This is a genomic window from Sphingobium sp. B8D3B (assembly GCF_025961875.1).
Classification (GTDB): Bacteria; Pseudomonadota; Alphaproteobacteria; order Sphingomonadales; family Sphingomonadaceae; genus Sphingobium.
Genome location: NZ_JAOQON010000001.1, coordinates 3,093,471 through 3,110,151, shown reverse-complemented (window position 1 = coordinate 3,110,151; position 16,681 = coordinate 3,093,471). Strand labels below are relative to the sequence as shown.

Here is a 16,681-nt window from a genome sequence, read left to right as displayed (position 1 = left end):
GCAAATGTTCATCGCAATCCTATTGTCAATATAATCGATTGAGTTAAGTTAGTGCCTCCGACCCGGCAAAACAGGAGGAACGGCCGATGTCCACACCCACGCCCCATTCCGCTGCGCAGAGCGGGGATGATCCCCATGGCAGCGCGCTTTCTCTGATTCGGCAGCATCTTGACCGCCTCAAATTCGGCGCCGTGCATTTGACCGTGCATGAAGGCCGCCTCGTCCAGATCGAGGTGACCGAGAAGACCAGGCTGACCGCCTGACAATTTCCGGCGGGCCGCCTGGCCGCCCGCGCCGATAACAGACCCATAGCATGATGCTGACCGGACCACTGGAGGCATCCCTTTTTTCCAAACAAGGGGATTTCACCATGGTCAACAGACCGCTTCTTTCGCTGAGCGCGCTCGCCGCAGCTCTTCTCTTTCATGGCACCGCGCAAGCGGACGAAACCGCGGGCCCAGCGCCCGCTACCGGCTCCCGCAGCACGGCCGCAGCGCATGAAGACCGCAGCGCCCCGCAGGAGATCGTGGTGACGGCGCGCCGGCGCTCCGAAACCTCGCAGGAAATCCCGATTGCCGTCTCCGTCGTCGGCGGTGCCCAGCTCGACAGCACCGGGGCCTTCAATGTGGGCCGTCTCCAGCAGCTTGCCCCCACGCTGCAATTCTATTCGTCCAATCCGCGCAACACGGCGGTCAACATCCGCGGCATCGGCGTGCCCTTCGGCCTCACCAGCGATGGCTTCGAGCAGGGCGTCGGCATCTATGTCGATGACGTCTATTATTCGCGCGTGGCCTCGGCGACCTTCGACTTTCTCGACGTTGCGCAGATTGAAGTGCTGCGCGGGCCGCAGGGCACGCTTTACGGCAAGAACACCACAGCCGGGGCGATCAATATCACCACCAACCAGCCGACCTTCGACTTTGAGGGCAAGGCGGAGGTCAGCGTGGGCAGCCTGAACTTCAAGCAGGCCAAGGCCGCCATTTCCGGCCCGCTCTCGGACACGCTGGCCGCACGCATCGCCGTCTCCAGCACCAGCCGGCGTGGCACGATCTACAATGTCACGACCGACCGGTGGATTCAGAGCCAGGACAATATCGGCCTGCGCGGGCAGTTGCTCTGGAAGCCGACCGACACGTTCAGCGCCACCCTTGTGGGCGACTATAGCGAGCAGGATGCGGCCTGCTGCGGCTCGGTGTTCGTGCGCACGGGCGCCACCCAGCGCCCGCTCAATCGCCAGTTCGCCGCCTTGGCTGCGGCGCAGAACTACGCGCCACCCAGCCTCAATGGCTTTGACCGCCTCACCGATCTCGATGCCAGCCTCAATGCCGGCAACGTGATCGGCGGCGTCGCCCTGCGGTTGAAGTGGGATGTCGGCCCCGGCACGCTCACCTCCGTAACGGCCTGGCGCAGCTGGAACTGGAAACCGGAGAACGACCGCGATTTCACCGGCCTGCCGATCGTCACGCTCTCGCAGAATCCCTCCCAGCAGGATCAGTACACGCAGGAGCTGCGCTATAATTACAGCGGCAAGCAGTTCGATTTCGTCCTGGGCGCCTTTGCCTTCAACCAGCGGATCGACACGCAGGGAACCGAGCAGCATGGTTCGGCATCCAGCCGCTGGACGCTGAACCCGACCAGTGCGCTCGCCAGCAACCCGGCGGTGCTGAACGGGCTGACCGCGCGCAACACGCAATATCTCAAGAGCACCAGCCTGGCGCTGTTCGGCCAGCTCGCGTGGAAGGCCACCGACGCGCTGACCATCCAGCCAGGCCTGCGCCTCAACTATGACAAGAAGGAAGGCTTCTACCAGCGCCGCGTCTTCGATGGGCAGGGTGTGGAAATCTTCGCGACGGACACGGGCACTGTGCGTGCGGCGCAGCTCGGTGTCTTTACCCCGCAGCTCAGCGCGCCGGAGGCCAGCGACTGGAACTTCAGCTACGACCTCACAGTGAGCTACCGCGTCGCCCCGGACATCCTGACCTATGCGACCTATGCCAAGACCTTCAAGACGGTCGGCATCAACCAGAACGGCCTGCCCACCGATGCCGCCGGCAATCCGATCCTCGCCGCCGGGCAGATCCGGCCCGAGCAGGTCCAGCATTTCGAGGCCGGCATCAAGGCGCAGTTCTGGGATCGTCGCGCGACGCTCAACCTCTCGGCCTTCCGCACCGACATCAAGGACTATCAGGCCACGGTGAACAACGGCCAGTTCGGCGTGCTGCGCGGCTATCTCGCCAATGCCGACAAGGTCCGCTCGCAAGGCGTGGAGGTCGACTTCTCGGTGCGCCCGAGCCAGCGCTTCAATGCCTATGTGAATGGCGCCTACACGGACGCGACCTATCGGCGCTTCGTCGACGCGCCTTGTCCGCCGGAGCTTTCTGGCGGCACGGCAGCCGGGACCAATACGCCGAGCGCGCCGGGCACCCCCGGTGGCTTTAGCCCGGCCAATTGCGACATCTCAGGCCAGCGCCTACCGGGCGTCTCCAAATGGGCGCTCTCCTTTGGCACGGAAGGCAATGTGCCGGCCACGCTGCTCGGCCAGACCGGCGAGGTGTATGTCGGCTATGACGGCAGTTATCGCTCCAACTTCTCGTCCAACGCCTCACCCTCGGCTTACACCTGGATCGACGGCTACAGCCTGTCGAACGTCCGGCTCGGCTTCCGGACGGATGCCGGCCTCGACATCTTCGGATGGGTGCGAAATGCCTTTAACGAGAATTATTACGAGCAGCTGTTCGTCGGCCCCGGCAATACCGGCCTGATCGCCGGCCTGCCCGGCGACCCGCGCACTTGGGGCGCGACGGTGAAGGTCTCGTTCTAGTCACGCGGCGGGGGAGGGCTGACCATGCCCTTCCCCGTTCGTGTCGAGCGAAGTCGAGACACGATCAGCGCTCTGCTTTGGTGTCTCGACTTCGCTCGACACGAACGGGATGTTGGGATGGCGGCTTTGGAGGGAGTAGCCTCGCCCCTCAAATCCCCACCAGCTGCTCCCCAGTCGACCAATTGCCGTGCAGCCCCTGCCGGATGCGCACGGGCAGCTTGGCGCGGGCGATCGGTCCCTCGTCGACATGCTGGGCATCGAAGAAGCACAGCTCAGAATAATTGGTCACGTGATTGTCGACCAGTGCGATCACATAGCCTTCGCCTTCCGGCGCATCCGCTGATTTCGGAACGAAGCAGGGCTCCTGGATGCCGCATTGCGGCCCCGGCCACCAGATCTTGGTGCTCCCCGTGGCGAGATCGATATGGGCAAGGCTGTTGATCATGCCGACAAACGGACCGCCCGGCCCTTCATAGGGCTTCTCCCGATCCATCACGAGCATCCAACCATGGCGATAAGCCTGCGTGGCGTAGCGATCATCGATCCGGGGGAACTCGTCGGCGAGATTGGTCAGCTTCTCGATGCTCTCGAACTCGTCACTGTTGGACGCCATGTCGACGCTCCAGCGGCTGAGATAGCCCAGGCCCGCAATCGGATCGAACGGCGCGCCGTGAATATCCGGGAAGAAGGGGAAGCTGTTGTTGGCCGCCACCGGATGATCGAAGTAGATTCGCGTGCCCTCGTTGAAGGCGTTCATCACATGGCCCACGAAGCAGTTGGATGGCGCCTTGAACCAGCGCATGTCCGCGGCCGTGGCGCCGGCCTGCCGGGGTAGCACGGCAAGCCAGACCGGCTGGGTGGTGTCGAACCCGAAATAGGGCAGGCGCTTTTCCAGCCGCTCCATGCTGGTGAGCAGCGGCATGACCGAGAAGACCGCATAATCTTCCGTCACGCCGAAATCATGCATCATGCACAGATATTTGTTCTGGAAGGGAATCTCGAACAGCAGCTCGCCGGTTGGCGAGATTTCCACATAGCTCATGTCATGGGTCATCGGCCCTTTGGACATGTAAGAGAAGGCGCACATATTGCCGGTGGCCGGGTCGATCTTCGGATGGGCGCAGAAGGTCTTGCTGTCGATCCGCCCACCGAAATCGGTATAGCCATGCGTCTCCAGCGTGTTCGGGTCCATGAGCAGGCAGGGGCTGTCCTCCTTCATGGCGTAGAGCTTGCCGGCATGGACCAGCACATTGGTGTTGGCGGTGCCGCGAATCTGCCCTTCGACGCTCGGATCGTCGGTCAGGTGATTGCGGTACATGCCGAACAGCGACTTGCCGGCCTTGTTCTCCAGCTTCCATTTGTCGGTCTGCGCATAACGCTGGCGGAAATCGACCTTGCCATCCTTGACCCGGAACATGCTGACCATGCCGTCGCCATTGAAGAACTGGTCGTCCTCGAATTTGGGCGCGAACTGATTGTCCGGGTGGACGCGGTGGAAGGCGCCATCCAGATCGGCGGGGATTTCCCCCTCGATTTCGACGTCGTGAATGTCGCCCTGCAAACGGAGCGGGCGAAGTGTACCGGTGAAACCGAACGTGTTGGGGAAATGGGCCATGCGTCGCTCTCCTCGATTCTCTCTCTCGCGCCTGATCTACCGGCCCGCGCATCCGCAGAAATTGATCGAGCGCAACACGCGCCTGGATCATCTCGTCGCCTGATTGGACAGGCTGGCAACCGCCCCCTCGCAGCCCTGTTTTTGCGAAACAGCCCGTTAACCAGGCGCCGCTAGTGTCGCAGCGCGCATCGTCGCGCGGACGGGGAACCTGCAATCATGCGGCATGTGATCGCTTTTGGCTCGGTAGTGGCGCTGCTGACGCTGGCCGGCTGCGGGGGTGGCGGCGGCGCGCTCAATTCGACGCCCACACCCACACCCGCCCCGGCTCCCACACCGACCCCAACTCCGGCCCCGGCACCCACGCCCGCGCCGACACCCAGCACGGTCAATTACGACACCAGCGAATACCGCAATTCCTCCGGCCTGCCTTATCATGGCGCGATCACTGCCTATCAGGCGGGCGCCAGCGGCGCGGGTGTGACGGTCGGCGTGGTGGACAGCGGCCTCTCGGATCCGACCGGCGAGTTCACCGGCCGGATCAGCGCCGCCTCCGCGGACTTTGCCGGCAACAGCAGCTACACGGATGTGGAGGGCCATGGCACGGCGGTCTCGGCGGTGCTTGCTGCAGGGCGCAACAACCGGCGCGTGATGGGGATGGCCTGGGGCGCGACCGTGATGGCGCTGCGGACCGACGACCAGTCCGACTGCGATGCCGATGGCTGCAAGCACAGCACCACGGCCATTGCCAACGCCATCGACCATGCCAGGATCAATGGCGCACGGATCATCAACGTCTCGCTCGGGGGCGGCGCGGCTCCCAATTATCTGCTGCAGGCGGTTAAGCGCGCCACCCAGGCCGGCATCATCATTGTCATTTCCGCCGGCAATAACGAGGACGGCCAGCCCATGATGGCCGCGCCGGACGAGCTGGCGCAATCCTTTGCCAATCCGGCCTATAGCAACGGCCTCGTGATCATCGCGCCATCGGTAAACAGCAACGATACGGTGAGCAGCTTCTCGGCCGGTGTCGCCGGCTTCGAGAGCGTGAGCATCGCCGCGCTCGGCAGTCGCGTCCTGTCCTTCGATCACACCGGCACTGATTATCTCTATTCCGGGACATCATTCGCCGCGCCGCAGGTGGCCGGCGCCGCTGCGCTGCTGGCGGATGCCTTCCCCAATCTCACCAGCGCGCAGATCGTTGCGCTGCTCAAGAACAGCGCGCGCGATGTCGGCGCGCCGGGCGCGGATGCGCGCTATGGCGTGGGCATCCTGGATATCGCCAAGGCGTTCCAGCCTGTCGGCCCGCTCAGCATGGCTGGCACACAGATCGCGCTCTCACCCCTTTCGACCAGCATACTGTCCGCACCGATGGGCGATGCCACGCCTGCCGCGCTGGATGCGGTTGCGCTGGACGATTATCAGCGCGCCTATCGCGTGGACCTGACCCCGCGCTTCGCCCGCCCTGCACCGCGCCGGGAATTCGCCGCTGCGCTCGACACCGCCCAGCGCCATCTCAATCTGGGGACGCCGGCGCTCAGCCTGTCGCTCAATCTCCGCCCGACGGTCGAGGCCGCCACCACGCGCGATCCGTTTGCGTTCCGTCAGTCAGACGAGGCCCGCACCCGGCTGCTCTCCGGCACGCTGAGCGCGCAGATCGCGCCCCACGCGCGCGTGATGTTTGGCCTGCGGACGGGCATCGCCGCCCTGGAACAGCGCCTCGCCGACCGTGCCGGCCCCAGCTTCCTGATGGCGGATCATGGCTTCGATGCCGATCATGCCGACCGGCAGGCCCAAGCCGCCCTCACCGTCTCGCAGCAGCTGTCACCGGCGCTGACCGTTACCGGCGGGTTCGAGCGGGGCGATATGCAACGTGCCGCTCTCGCGGATGCCGAGCAGTGGCGCGCTACGCCCTATCACGCGGCGTCGCTCTCGCTCGACTATCAGCGCGGGGCGATCGGCCTCACTGCCGGGACGACGATGCTGGACGAACAGGCCACGCTGCTCGGCGCCCGCTTCTCCGCCAATTTCGGCGCGCAGTCAGCGCGCAGCCTGTTTACCCGGCTGAGTGCGCGCGCCGACCTGCCGGGCGCCGTCCGCCTCTCGGCCAACTGGCAGCGCGGCTGGACCCGCGCCGCAGCGGGTGGAACCTTGCGCGAAGGCGGATCGCTGGTCAGCCAGAGTTGGTCGGCTGATCTGGCCCGGGGCAATCTCTTCGCGCCCGGCGATCTGGTGGGCCTGCGCATCGCGCAACCGCTGCGCGTCATCGCCAGCCGCTTCACGCTGATCGTGCCTCAAGCCTGGGACTGGGAGCAGGAAATCGCGACCGACGCGCGCGTGCCGCTCAACCTCGTGCCGCGCGGCCGCCAGCGCGATTATGAGCTGAGCTATGAGCGCGGCATCGGCCCCGGCTGGCTGGGCGCCAACCTCTTCCTGCGCGAGCAGGGCAGCAACATCGCGGCCATACCCGATGAACTGGGCATGGCCCTGCGTTGGTCGGTAGGGTTCTGAGGCTCGACTGCTGCCGAATGGTGGGCTGGCCAAACTCAGAGCCCACTTATTCCCGTCATTCCCGCGCACGCGGGAATCCAGAACCCAGCCGAACTGCGATTGCGCCCCTGGATTCCCGCGTGCGCGGGAATGACGAGAGGGGAGAACTGCCCGCCTTCAGACGGTGAAGCTTTCGCCGCAGCCGCAGGCGCCCTTGGCGTTGGGATTGTTGAACACGAAGCCGGCGGCGAAATCGTCTTCCACCCAGTCCATGGTCGAGCCGATGAGGTAGAGCACCGAGGCGGCATCGATGAAGAACAGGCCGCCGGGCGTCTCGATGCGCTCATCGAACGGCGCGACCTCGCTCACATAGTCGACGGAATAGGCCAGCCCCGAGCAGCCCCGGCGCGGCGTGGAGAGCTTGACGCCCATCGCGCCCTCAGGCGCCTTGGCCATCAGATCCGCAACGCGCTGCTCGGCGGCCGGCGTCAGCGTGACGGCGGCGGGCAGCGGGCGCTTGGTGGTGGTCGTGGTCATGGCTCCGTCCTTCACAGTAACTCCGGTCGGGCAGGTCGGGGAAATAACCGCCAGCCCCCACCCCAACCCCTCCCCTGAAGGGGAGGGGCTAAGTGTTTACAGCATCCCCAGTTCCAGCTTGGCTTCATCGCTCATCTTCTGCGGGTCCCACGGTGGGTCCCAGACGAGATTGACGTCCACCAGCCCGACGCCGGGCACCGATCCCACGCGCATTTCCACTTCGCCGGGCATCGACTCTGCGACCGGGCAATGCGGCGTCGTGAGCGTCATGGTGACGGCGACATGATTGTCCTCGCCCACCTCGACCCCGTAGATCAGCCCCAGATCGTAGATGTTCACGGGGATTTCCGGATCGAAGATGCTCTTGAGCGCATCGATCACCGCATCATAGGTCGCGCCGCCCGGCTCACCGGCGGGCGCATCGCTGGGCTTCTGGGCGAGAAAGCCCTCCAGATAGTCGCGCTTGCGGGCGACCTTGTCCGAGGCGTTTTCCGCAACGCCGGAAGCATCCTCCACCACATCGCTCACGCGAGCGCGCGGCGGCGGGGCGACGCCTTCGACTTCCTCGGTCCTGATTCTGCTCTCGTCATTCATCCGAATATCGTCCTGACCCGATCGAGGCCGCGCAGCAGCGCCTCGATATCGCTTTCATCATTGTAAATCCCGAAGCTGGCCCTTGCCGTCGCCTCGACGCCGAGATGCGCCATGAGCGGCTGTGCGCAGTGATGGCCCGCGCGGATCGCCACGCCGCTCTCATCCAAGATAGTGCCGATGTCGTGAGGATGAACCCCCTCCATCACGAAAGACACGATTCCCGCCGCATCCTCAGGCCCGAGCAGGCGGATGGTGTTGATGCCGCGCAACGCCTCGCGCGTGCGGGCGACCAGTGCATCCTCATGGGCAGCCATGCGATCGAGCCCGATCGCCTCGACATAATCGATTGCCGCCGCCAGCCCGATCGTCTCGATGATCGCGGGTGTCCCGGCCTCGAACCGCGCCGGGGGCGGTGCATAAGTGGTGCGCGCAAAGGTCACCTTGTCGATCATCGCGCCGCCGCCATGATAAGGCGGCATGGCCTCGAGGATTGCGCCCCGCGCCCACAGCACGCCGATGCCGGTTGGGCCGTACAACTTGTGGCCGGAGAAGAGATAGAAATCGCATCCCAGCGCCTGCACATCGATGGCGAGACGCGGCGCGGCCTGACAGCCATCGACCAGCAGCAGCGCCCCGGCGCCATGGGCAATCTCCGCCGCGCGCCGCACGTCCAGCACGCTGCCGAGCACATTGGAGACATGCGCAAGTGCCACGAGCTTGTGCTCCGGGCGGAGCATCGCCGCCATGGCATCCAGATCGATGCGACCATCCGGCGTCAGCGGCACGACGTCGATTTGCGCACCGGTCCGCTGCGCAATGAGCTGCCAGGGCACGATATTGCTGTGATGCTCGAGCGTCGAGAGCAGGATGCGGTCGCCGGCCTTGAGATGGGCGCCACCCCAACTCTGCGCGACGAGATTGATCCCCTCGGTCGCGCCGCGCACGAACACGATCTCATTCTCGCTCGGCGCGTTGATGAACTCCGCCACGCGACGGCGCGCGGCCTCGAAGGCCAGCGTCATATCCGCCGAGCGGGCGTAAACGCCGCGATGGACCGTGGCATAGTCTGCGCCCATTGCCCGCACCGTGGCGTCGATCACCGCCTGCGGCTTCTGTGCCGTGGCGGCGGTATCGAGATAGTGCCAGGGCTTGCCGTCAGCGGTGACGAGGCCGGGGAAATCGGTGCGGCGGCTGTGGAGCGCGTTCATGGTTGCGGCGGAGGGTGTCTCGACTTCGCTCGACACGAACGGGGTCTTGGTCGTCATCACGCCGATAACTCCAAATAGAGCGCGCGAGCGCGAACCCGAGGCCGGAATAACCCGATCACGCCCACCCTCCCGTTCGTGTCGAGCGAAGTCGAGACACGCCCAGCACGGCCCCTTCGCAGGAGCACGGGGATGGCAGAGGTCAGCGAACCATTCAGAAGAGCAGCACGCCCCATCATCCCAGCGCCTCCAGCCTAGCCCGCGCCACGGTCGCGAACCGCTCGCGCTCGGCCTCGTCGGCCATGTCGTCGAACAGCCCGGCGATGAAGGCTTCGAGCAACAGCGCCTTGGCGCTTGTCGGATCGATCCCGCGCGAGGCCATGTAGAACAAGGCAGCGGCATCGAGCTGGCCGATGCTGGCGCCATGGGCGCACTTCACGTCATCGGCGAAGATCTCCAGCTCCGGCTTGGCATTGGCCGTGGCGGTGCGGCCGAGCAGCATGGCCTTGAAGCTCTGCGCGGCATCGGTCTTCTGCGCATCGCGCGCAACGCGGATCTGACCGAGATAATTGGTCGTCGCCTTGCCCGCCGCGATCGCCCGCACGGTCTGTGCACTGGTCGCTTCCGGCTCAGCATGGTTGAGCGTGGTCACCAGTTCGATGGTCTGCGCGGCGCCACCGATCAACGCCGCCTTCAGCTCGAAATGCGCATGGCGCGCCATCGTCACGTCGAAGGTGACCCGCCCCAGCGTGCCGCCGCTGTTCAGCAGATGGACGTTGAGCGTCCCGCTCGCGCCGATCTCGACCAAATGATCGCGCACGATGCTCTCGCCGTCCGCGCCATCCTGCAGCAGCGCCAGCGTGCGCACTTCGCCGGGCGCGACGACGATCCGCTCGGGCGCGCCCACGGGCCAGACCTGCGCCGCAGCGTCGAGATCGCTATAGCGCCAAGCCTCGTCGCGGCGCGTGGGGAGCGTTGCCGGTGCCATCATGCGCCGCCTCCCGCACGCTCGGTCGACAGATACTCGCGAATGCGCGCGACCAACGAGGGCCGGGCCTTGTCCACGCAGGCGCGCACCTCGTCCTGCGTCGCCTTGCCTTTGCGCACGCATTGCGTGGTGGCCTTGCACAAGGCCGCGTCGAGCTTGCGCACGCCGGTCGATTCACTCAATCCGCAATGATATTTGCCCGCCGCGTCACGGGTAATGCCCACTTGGACGCCGCGCAGGCGCTGCGCGATGACGGTGATGCCCTCGTCGGTCGCGCCCTCATTCGGCACCGGCGGCGCAGCGACGGCGCTCTGGGCGAGCATCAAGGCGGCAATCAAACTCATGCGGCGACCACCTCGGCATAGCCGTCCTTCTCCAGCGCCAGCGCCAGTTCCGGTCCACCCGATTTCACGATGCGGCCGGCGGCGAGCACGTGCACGAAGTCCGGCTGCACATAATCGAGCAGGCGCTGATAATGGGTGATGAGCAGCACGGCCTTGTCCGGCGCGCGCATGATCGCGTTGATCCCTGCGCCCACGGTCTTGAGCGCATCGATATCGAGGCCGGAATCGGTCTCGTCGAGAATCGCCAGCTTCGGGTCCAATATGCCCATATGGACCATCTCGGCGCGCTTCTTCTCGCCGCCGGAAAAGCCCACATTCACCGGGCGCTTGAGCATCTCCATGTCCATGCCGAGCAGCGCCGCCTTCTCGCGCGCCAGCCGCAGGAAATCGGCGGCGGACAGCGGCTCTTCACCGCGGACGCGGCGCTGGCTGTTCAGCGCCTCGCGCAGGAACTGGACATTGGAAACGCCAGGAATCTCGACCGGATATTGGAAGCCGAGGAACAAGCCGGCGGCGGCGCGCTCATGCGGCTCCATGTCGAGCAGATCGGCGCCGTTGAACGAGACGCTGCCCTGCGTCGCTTCATAGCCGGGCCGGCCGCCAAGCGTATAGGCCAGCGTGGACTTGCCCGCGCCGTTCGGCCCCATGATCGCGTGGATTTCCCCCGCATTGATCGAGAGGCTGAGGCCCTTGAGGATGGCCTTGCCGTCGATTTCGGTGTGGAGATTGTCGATGATCAGCATCAGCGCGCGCCTTCCTGCTCGTGCTGGCGGATGAGCGTGCGGGCCGTCCAGAAGGCCATGTCGCGCACGTCGCCGGGGGCGGGGAACAGCGTGTCGATGTGCCGCTTGATCGGCATATAGGGCCACCAGTCGGCGCCCGGCTCCGGTGCGCCCTTCTCCAGCAGGCCCACGACGAACTCGCTCACCGGCCCCATGCGCGCGAGGTTGGGCGCCTTCGCCTTGTGGAACGCCTTGTCCGTCCGCAGCCGCTCGGTGAACGTCGCATCGCCCTTGGCCAGCGCCTCGCGGCACTGCGCCTGATAGGCATCGAGATCGCCGAAATCCTGGACGGCACGCGGCTGAAGCTCGCCCTCTTCCAGTTCATAATCCTCGGTCAGGATGCGGATGGCCGCCGTCCACGACTGGCCATTGCCGACATCTTCCGCGAAATCGGCGAGGGCATCCTGGATATCGTCTTCGTCGCTCAAAAGTCTGTCCTTCGATTCTTAAATTCTTGATCGTCAGAACCAGATGCTGTGCATCCGCTTCAAAAATGCTTCATCCGAAACCCGGAAACCAGAAGCATCCCCAATCACTGAGTCGATGCCGCAGTTCGGGCACAAGGCTGTTCCGCCATCATCAACCCAATCCTCTATCCCGGCAGCGGCGAAACTAGTGCAGCAGTAAAAACAACCCGCCACGCTACTTCGATCAAGCTCCGTCCGATGGTTAGCGCAATGGACGTGCGCTTCCACCTCGGGACCGCCTTGTCGCTTTAACTCGGCGGGATTTGCGCTGACCTCGTCGAACTCGCCGGTCACCCTCCGATGGCCTTATCTAATTCGTCACCCCGGACTTGATCCGGGGTCCAGCTGCCTTTCGGCGCCGCGCTGGACGAAGCGGGATGCCGGATCAAGTCCGGCATGACGGTGGGAGAAAGCGCAGGAGTCACCCAACCGATCCCTCAAGGCTGATCCCCAGCAACTTCTGTGCTTCCACTGCGAATTCCATCGGCAGCTGTTGGAGCACATCCTTCGCGAAGCCGTTGACGATCAGGCTCACCGCCGCTTCCTGATCCAGCCCGCGCTGCAGGGCGTAGAAGAGCTGATCGTCGCTGATCTTGCTCGTCGTCGCCTCATGCTCGACGATGGCGCTCGGGTTCTTCACCTCGATATAGGGCACGGTGTGGGCGCCGCACTGGTCACCCAGCAGCAGCGAATCGCACTGGGTGAAATTGCGCGCGCCCTCGGCATTGGCGCTCATCCGCACAAGGCCGCGATAGGTGCCGTTGGATTTGCCCGCGCTGATGCCTTTGGAGACGATCGTCGAACGGGTGTTCCTGCCGTTGTGGATCATCTTGGTGCCGGTATCGGCCTGCTGGCGATTGTTGGTCACCGCCACCGAGTAAAACTCGCCGACGCTGTTCTCGCCGTTCAGTACACAGCTGGGATATTTCCAGGTGATCGCGCTGCCGGTCTCCACCTGCGTCCAGCTCACCTTGCTGTTGCGCCCCTGGCAGAGCGCCCGCTTGGTGACGAAATTGTAGATGCCGCCCTTGCCCTCAGCATCGCCGGGATACCAGTTCTGCACTGTCGAATATTTGATCTCGGCATCGTCGAGCGCGACCAGCTCGACCACGGCAGCGTGGAGCTGGTTCTCGTCGCGCTGCGGGGCGGTGCAGCCTTCCAGATAGGAGACGTAGCTGCCCTTGTCGGCGACGATCAGCGTGCGCTCGAACTGGCCGGTATTCTCGGCATTGATGCGGAAATAGGTGGAGAGCTCCATCGGGCAGCGCACGCCCTCCGGAATGTAGACGAAGGTCCCATCCGAGAAGACCGCGCAGTTCAATGTGGCGAAGTAGTTGTCATGCATCGGCACGACTTTGCCGAGCCACTTCTTCACCAGCTCGGGGAACTCGCGGATCGCCTCGCTGATCGAGCGGAAGATGACGCCGGCTTCCTCCAGCTCCTTGCGGAAGGTGGTCGCAACGGAAACGCTGTCGAACACAGCATCCACAGCAACCCGGCGCGCGCCCGCGACATTGGCGAGCACCTTCTGCTCCTCGATTGGAATGCCCAGCTTCTCGTAAGTCCGGCGGATCTCCGGATCGAGCTCGTCCAGGCTGCCCAGCTCGACCTTCTTCTTGGGCGCCGCATAATAATAGGCGTCCTGATAATCGATGGGCGGCACGTTCAGCTTCGCCCAGTCCGGCGAGTCCATCGTCAGCCAGTGGCGATAGGCCTTGAGGCGCCACTCCAACATCCATTCCGGCTCGTTCTTCTTGGCCGAGATGAAGCGGACAGTGTCCTCGCTCAGGCCCTTGGGCGCGAACTCCTGCTCGATGTCCGAACTGAAGCCCCACTCATAGTCGCTCACCTTCTTGGCGGCGGCGAGCGCATCTTCATTCTTGGGGCGGGTATCGACCGGGGCAGTCATTGCACGGACTCCATGGCGGTTGCGCTTGCAGGGCCAGTCAGGCCCGGGGGCGAGAAAGCCGCAACCGGCAGCGTTTCAGGGGAAGCGATGAGATGAGCCAGCGTGACATGCGCCAGCGCATCGCGGACCAGCGCGTTGACGCCGATCCAGTGCGGGCGGATGTCACAGGGCTGCGAGAGGGCGCAGCATTCCGCTCCGTGGGGCTCGAGGCAGCCAGTGAGCGCGATCGGTCCATCCACCGCCTCGATGATGTCGGCCAGCGTGATCGCCGCTGCAGGGCGCGCCAGCTTGATGCCGCCGCCGCTGCCGCGCGTCGCCTTGATCAGCCCGGCCCGGCCGAGCAGGCTCGCAAGCTTCTGTCCGGTCGGCACGGGGATGCCGGCCTTGGCCGAGAGGCTCGCGGCGTTCGCCCGCGCGCCACCGCACTGCGAGGCGGCGGTCCGCATCATCAGCACGGCGTAATCGGCAAGGCTCGACAGGCGCATGTTTGCAAACGACTCTCAAATCGGAGTAAATCGGTCTGATTGCGCAAATGGGCCGACGCTCGGCGGAAATCAAGCCCGAAAGCAGAGCATTTCGCAGCGCGGGCGCTTCTGTTGCCTTACGCCATCAGGGGCGGGCAGGCGACAGCGGCTGGCGAGTCAGCTGATCTGACTCAGCTTGGCGATCCCGTCCTTCAGCTCCGCGCGCTTCATCGAGAGGCGAATCACGATGCTGGCCCGCTCGCGCAGCTCCGTGGGCGTGAGGCCCGTGAAATGCTTGATCTCGCGGATGAAATGCGATTGGTCATAGAAGGCATCGCCACTCACTTCCGCCCACTCCAGATCTTCGCGCGCGAGAACCTGGGCACAGCGCAGCGCGCGATACTTGCGCGCCAGATATTTGGGCGGCGCGCCATATAGGCGATTGCACCAGCGCGCCAGCTGGCGCGCGGAGAGGCCCGTCGTCTCCTGCAGCACCTCGACCCGGGGCGACTGCTCGTCTGCCAGCCAGCGATCCACGACCTCGATGAATCTGCGCTCTGCATCCGGGACGGGATGAAGGTGATCGCGGATGAAAGCCCAGAAGATATCTTCCGCGCTGCCGGGATCATCAATCCTCCGCAGCGCCGAGAGCATGTCGGTCCAGCCCGGGCCGAACCGGGCAGCGAGATCGACGACATCATCGGATGTCGCATCCGCATCGCCGGCCCGCAGCGCCGCCCAGCCTAGCGGCAGAACGGAAACGCCGAAGACCTGCAAAGGCCCGTGCACATCGAAATGCGTCGCCGCGCTGGTCGCGCCGAGCAGGCAGCATTCAGGGGTCTCCGCCCGGTGCCCGTCCACGAACCGATAGGCGCCCGAACCGGCGAGCATAAAGCGAATTTGCGCGAAGTCCGCACGGGTATGGTCCGCCACGCGCGGCTGGTCCGCCGTGAACAAGTACATTGCGCCAAAATAATGTGCCAGATCGACAGGCGGAACGAAGTAGCTGAGCGCTACCATGTCCGCAGTATCGGCAACGGAGAATCTGTGACGCACGCGCGACCCTGACCACTCTCCAGGGAAAGACGAGCCGAAATGTTCGATCGGAAGGACTGGCAGTTCGGCAGGGCCAAGGCCACGCCATCGCGTGCTCCACCCTGACCGACCTTTCGCACAAATCGCTGATGCGGCAAATAAAAAAGCGGCCCGGCAGGCAATATCACCCGCCAGACCGCTAAAGTTCAAGGTCTCTGAGCCAAATGACCAAGAGCCCTTCGGGTCGCAGTCTCGCCGTAACCCGATTCGTTCAGCTTGGATTGGACGGAATCGTCATGATAATGCGAATCGCAGCCCGGTGGGGTTCCACGCCACGGCTCCGTCGCGCTGCCCTTTGACCGCTTGACCGAGCGCTGGCATAGCGCGCGGCATGTACCAGAAGCTCCGCCCTCTCCTGTTCGCGCTCGATGCGGAGCGCGCACATGGCCTCGCCCTTGCCGCGCTGCGCCTGCCGCTCCCCCCTGCGCCGAAGCCGGACCCAATTCTGGCCCAGCGGCTGTTCGGACTGGACTTCGCCAGCCCCGTCGGCCTCGCTGCCGGGTTCGACAAGAATGGCGAGGTGATTGACCGGGTCGGCGCGCTGGGCTTCGGCTTTGGAGAACTGGGGACGCTGACCCCACGCCCACAGGTCGGCAATCCACGCCCGCGCATTTTCCGGCTGGTCGAGGATGGCGGCATCATCAACCGGCTGGGGTTCAACAATGGCGGGCAACCGGCGGCCTGCGCCCGGCTCGGTCGACGCGGCAAGCCACGGGGGCTGATCATCGGCATCAACATCGGCGCCAACAAGGACACCGAGGATCGCATTGCCGATTATGAGGAAGGCGTGCGGGCAATGAGCCCCCATTGCCATTACCTCACCGTCAATGTGTCGTCGCCCAATACCCCCGGCCTGCGCGCCCTGCAGGACCGGGGCGCGCTCGACGCCCTGCTCGGCCGCGTGATGGCCGCGCGTGCAGAGGATGGGCCGCCGATGCTGCTCAAGATCGCACCCGATCTCGAGCCGGCGGACGTCGACGACATCGCGGAACTGGCTTTGCAGCACCGCATCGACGGACTGATCGTAACGAACACCACGATCAGCCGTCCGGCCTCCCTCCGCTCCGCCACTGCCGGGGAATCGGGTGGCCTGTCCGGCGCACCGCTGCATGATATGGCCCTTAGCCGCCTGCGCGATTTCCGCCAGCGCCTCGGCGACCGGCTGCCGTTGATCGGCGCCGGCGGCATCCGTACCGCCGAGCAGGCCTATGCCCGCATCCGCGCCGGCGCGAGCCTCATCCAGCTCTATTCGGCGATGGTCTATGAGGGGCCGTATCTGCCCGCGCGCATCAATGCCGGACTCGCCGATCTCTTGCGCCGGGATGGGTTCACGTCGATCAGCCAGGCCGTCGGGGTCAACACGCGCTGAGGAA

At 64.9% G+C, this 16,681-nt stretch carries 16 protein-coding genes; 4 read left to right on the top strand and 12 right to left on the bottom strand.

All coding sequences use genetic code 11. From position 1 onward, the window contains the following. Positions 1 to 86 precede the first annotated feature (86 nt). Together M2343_RS14660 and M2343_RS14655 are read left to right on the top strand one after the other, a co-directional pair. Positions 87 to 263: a YezD family protein gene (locus tag M2343_RS14660; RefSeq protein WP_264571822.1), complete on the top strand. Its 177-nt coding sequence runs from the start codon at positions 87 to 89 to the stop codon at positions 261 to 263. A gap of 107 nt (positions 264 to 370) precedes the next feature. Further along, positions 371 to 2,821: a TonB-dependent receptor gene (locus M2343_RS14655; RefSeq protein ID WP_264577207.1), complete on the top strand. Its 2,451-nt coding sequence runs from the start codon at positions 371 to 373 to the stop codon at positions 2,819 to 2,821. A 148-nt stretch (positions 2,822 to 2,969) separates the two neighbouring features. On the opposite strand, the gene M2343_RS14650 is transcribed toward M2343_RS14655, so the two are convergent. Further along, a complete protein-coding gene (locus M2343_RS14650) occupies positions 2,970 to 4,436 on the bottom strand; it encodes a carotenoid oxygenase family protein (protein ID WP_264577206.1) in 1,467 nt (488 codons plus the stop codon). A 216-nt stretch (positions 4,437 to 4,652) separates the two neighbouring features. On the opposite strand from M2343_RS14650, the gene M2343_RS14645 reads away from it, so the two are divergent. Next, positions 4,653 to 6,944 (top strand): S8 family serine peptidase, encoded by a 2,292-nt coding sequence (locus M2343_RS14645; protein ID WP_264577205.1) that lies wholly within the window; start codon positions 4,653 to 4,655, stop codon positions 6,942 to 6,944. Between the two features lie 156 nt (positions 6,945 to 7,100). On the opposite strand, the gene M2343_RS14640 is transcribed toward M2343_RS14645, so the two are convergent. From M2343_RS14640 to M2343_RS14590, 11 genes are all read right to left on the bottom strand, one after another. Next, positions 7,101 to 7,460: a HesB/IscA family protein gene (locus M2343_RS14640; RefSeq protein WP_264577204.1), complete on the bottom strand. Its 360-nt coding sequence runs from the start codon at positions 7,458 to 7,460 to the stop codon at positions 7,101 to 7,103. 96 nt (positions 7,461 to 7,556) lie between these two features. Further along, complete coding sequence (locus M2343_RS14635; RefSeq protein ID WP_181558413.1) at positions 7,557 to 8,054, bottom strand: SUF system Fe-S cluster assembly protein; 498 nt, start codon at positions 8,052 to 8,054, stop codon at positions 7,557 to 7,559. Next, positions 8,051 to 9,262 carry a cysteine desulfurase gene (locus tag M2343_RS14630; protein WP_264577579.1) on the bottom strand — a complete coding sequence of 404 codons (1,212 nt, stop codon included), beginning with the start codon at positions 9,260 to 9,262 and terminating at the stop codon, positions 8,051 to 8,053. Before M2343_RS14630 ends, M2343_RS14635 begins: the two co-directional genes overlap by 4 nt. 232 nt (positions 9,263 to 9,494) lie before the next feature. Then, positions 9,495 to 10,247: a SufD family Fe-S cluster assembly protein gene (locus M2343_RS14625; RefSeq protein ID WP_264577578.1), complete on the bottom strand. Its 753-nt coding sequence runs from the start codon at positions 10,245 to 10,247 to the stop codon at positions 9,495 to 9,497. Next, entirely contained in the window at positions 10,247 to 10,591 is a 345-nt protein-coding gene (locus tag M2343_RS14620) for a hypothetical protein (protein WP_264577203.1), read from the bottom strand. The genes M2343_RS14625 and M2343_RS14620 overlap by 1 nt, the downstream gene beginning before the upstream one ends. Then, the gene (gene sufC, locus M2343_RS14615; RefSeq protein WP_264577202.1) at positions 10,588 to 11,334 is read right to left on the bottom strand and encodes a Fe-S cluster assembly ATPase SufC; all 747 of its coding nucleotides are present in this window, start codon (positions 11,332 to 11,334) and stop codon (positions 10,588 to 10,590) included. Before sufC ends, M2343_RS14620 begins: the two co-directional genes overlap by 4 nt. Then, the gene (locus tag M2343_RS14610; RefSeq protein WP_264571816.1) at positions 11,334 to 11,801 is read right to left on the bottom strand and encodes a hypothetical protein; all 468 of its coding nucleotides are present in this window, start codon (positions 11,799 to 11,801) and stop codon (positions 11,334 to 11,336) included. The genes sufC and M2343_RS14610 overlap by 1 nt, the downstream gene beginning before the upstream one ends. A gap of 33 nt (positions 11,802 to 11,834) precedes the next feature. Further along, positions 11,835 to 12,134 (bottom strand): cytoplasmic protein, encoded by a 300-nt coding sequence (locus M2343_RS14605; RefSeq protein ID WP_264577201.1) that lies wholly within the window; start codon positions 12,132 to 12,134, stop codon positions 11,835 to 11,837. A 127-nt stretch (positions 12,135 to 12,261) separates the two neighbouring features. Next, positions 12,262 to 13,749: a Fe-S cluster assembly protein SufB gene (sufB, locus tag M2343_RS14600; protein WP_264573822.1), complete on the bottom strand. Its 1,488-nt coding sequence runs from the start codon at positions 13,747 to 13,749 to the stop codon at positions 12,262 to 12,264. Then, entirely contained in the window at positions 13,746 to 14,234 is a 489-nt protein-coding gene (locus M2343_RS14595; RefSeq protein ID WP_264573823.1) for an RrF2 family transcriptional regulator, read from the bottom strand. Before M2343_RS14595 ends, sufB begins: the two co-directional genes overlap by 4 nt. A gap of 156 nt (positions 14,235 to 14,390) precedes the next feature. Next, positions 14,391 to 15,269: an AraC family transcriptional regulator gene (locus M2343_RS14590; protein WP_264577200.1), complete on the bottom strand. Its 879-nt coding sequence runs from the start codon at positions 15,267 to 15,269 to the stop codon at positions 14,391 to 14,393. A gap of 370 nt (positions 15,270 to 15,639) precedes the next feature. Between M2343_RS14590 and M2343_RS14585 the strand changes: the two genes are divergently transcribed. Continuing rightward, the gene (locus M2343_RS14585; protein WP_264577199.1) at positions 15,640 to 16,677 is read left to right on the top strand and encodes a quinone-dependent dihydroorotate dehydrogenase; all 1,038 of its coding nucleotides are present in this window, start codon (positions 15,640 to 15,642) and stop codon (positions 16,675 to 16,677) included. Positions 16,678 to 16,681: the final 4 nt, after the last annotated feature.